The organism is Allobosea sp. TND4EK4 (genome assembly GCF_900156025.1).
Taxonomy (GTDB): Bacteria; Pseudomonadota; Alphaproteobacteria; order Rhizobiales; family Beijerinckiaceae; genus Allobosea.
This window is the reverse complement of the sequence record NZ_FTMO01000051.1, coordinates 1-2,006: the sequence shown is the minus strand read 5'-3', so window position 1 is coordinate 2,006 and position 2,006 is coordinate 1. Positions and strand designations below refer to the sequence as shown.

Here is a 2,006-nt window from a genome sequence, read left to right as displayed (position 1 = left end):
GAACCGGCGCGAGCCCTAAGACGATCGCCGCGGTGATCGGCGCGTTGAAGGGCGGCTCGTGATCGGCCCGACCGGCGCGGTCCGCGTCATGATCGCGACGAAGCCGGTCGACTTCCGCAAGGGTGCGGAGGGCCTGGCCGCGTTGGTGCGCGAGAGCATGGGCGCCGATCCGTTCTCGGGCGCGGTTTATGTGTTCCGGGCGAGACGCGCCGACCGGATCAAGCTGGTCTACTTCGATGGGACGGGGGTGTGCCTGTTCTCGAAGAGGCTGGAAGACGGCAAGTTCCAGTGGCCCGCGATCGCCAACGGTGTCGTGCGGCTGACAGCGGCGCAGCTTCAGGCCCTGCTCGAAGGCCTCGACTGGCGACGCGTGCATGAGCGGCGCGAGACGCGGGTCCCAGTCGCTGCAAGTTGATCGCCTTTTCTCTGGCAAGCCACTGTAATCCATGATTGAATCGGCTTCGTGAGCAACGCGGCCAACCCACTGACCAGCGATCCGATCGCGCTTCGGGCGATGCTCGCAGAAGAGCGCGCCGAGAACGAGCGGCTGCGTCAGATCATCAAGGAGCTGCAGCGCCATCGCTTCGGGCGCCGGGCCGAGAGCCTGCCTGTCGATCAGCTGCTGCTGGGGCTCGAGGAGGCCGAGCAGATCGAGGCCGAGGGCCTCGCGGGTGAGGAAGCGGCTGATGCCGCCAAGCATGCCGACCGGGCCAGGAAGCGTCGCGCCAACCGCGGGGCGCTGCCCGCGCACCTGCCGCGGGTCGAGCAGATCATCGACGTCCAGGACAAGACCTGCCCGTGCTGCCGGGGCTCGCTGCATGCGATGGGCGAGGATGTCTCCGAGCGTCTCGACATCGTCCCCGCCCAGTTCCGCGTGATCGTGACCCGTCGGCCGAAATACGCCTGCCGGACCTGCGAGGAGGTCGTAGTCCAGACGCCGGCACCCACCCGGCTCGTTGAGGGCGGTATCCCAACCGAGGCGACCGTCGCCCACGTTCTTGTCTCCAAATACGCCGACCACCTGCCGCTTTATCGCCAGGCCCAGATCTATGGCCGGCAGGGCGTGAACCTGGACCGCTCGACCCTGGCTGACTGGGTCGGCAAGGCGGCCTTCCTTCTGCGGCCCGTGCATGAGCGCCTGTTCGAGCGTCTGAAGGCGTCGACCAAGCTCTTCGCCGACGAGACGACGGCGCCGGTGCTCGATCCCGGACGCGGCCGGACCAAGACCGGCCAGTTCTTCGCCTATGCCCGCGACGAACGGCCCTGGGGCGGCGCCGATCCGCCGGGCGTGGCCTATCTCTACGCTCCCGACCGCAAGGCCGAGCAGCCGATCCGGCATCTTCAAGGCTTCGCCGGCGTACTCCAGGTGGACGGCTATGCCGGCTACAACACGCTGGCCGGGAAGAATGCCGTGAGCCTGGCATTCTGCTGGTCTCACGTCCGGCGGAAGTTCTACGATCTCGCGCAGGGCGGGCCCGCGCCCATCGCTTCGGAAGCGCTCATGCGCATCGCCGAACTCTACCGCATCGAGGGAGATATCCGCGGGCGCTCCGCCGAGGAGCGGTGCGACACCCGCCAGGCCCGAAGCCGCCCTATCGTCGAGGCGCTGGAGCCGTGGCTCCAGGGGAAGCTCGGCCTCGTCAGCCAGAAGAGCAAGCTGGCCGACGCCATCCGCTACGCTCTCTCGCGATGGGCAGGCCTCAGTCGCTTCCTCGACGACGGCCGCGTCGAAATCGACTCCAACGTGGTCGAGCGCGCCATCCGGCCGATCGCCCTCAATCGCAAAAATGCACTCTTCGCCGGATCAGACGGCGGCGCCGAGCACTGGGCCGTCGTCGCCTCACTCGTCGAAACCTGCAAGCTCAACGGCGTCGATCCGCAAGCCTACCTCGTCGACGTCATCACTCGCATTGTCGCCGGCCACCCGCAAAGCCAACTCGACGACCTGCTGCCTTGGGCCTACGCCTCACAGCCGCTTAAGGCCGTGGCCTAAGAACACCGCTTAC

Annotated in this window: 2 protein-coding genes; both read left to right on the top strand. The window is 67.5% G+C overall.

Translation table 11 applies throughout. The features are described from left to right. Positions 1 to 58: 58 nt before the first annotated feature. Positions 59 to 415, top strand: coding sequence for an IS66 family insertion sequence element accessory protein TnpB (gene tnpB / locus BW981_RS22180; protein WP_083712572.1), 357 nt, complete (start codon positions 59 to 61; stop codon positions 413 to 415). A 99-nt stretch (positions 416 to 514) separates the two neighbouring features. After that, the gene (locus BW981_RS22175; RefSeq protein ID WP_139333912.1) at positions 515 to 1,993 is read left to right on the top strand and encodes an IS66 family transposase; all 1,479 of its coding nucleotides are present in this window, start codon (positions 515 to 517) and stop codon (positions 1,991 to 1,993) included. Positions 1,994 to 2,006 lie beyond the last annotated feature (13 nt).

Excerpts from the sequence above, each read along its gene's own strand:
- BW981_RS22175 (WP_139333912.1), top strand. The coding sequence starts at position 515 with ATGCTCGCAGAAGAGCGCGCCGAGAACGAGCGGCTGCGTCAGATCATC.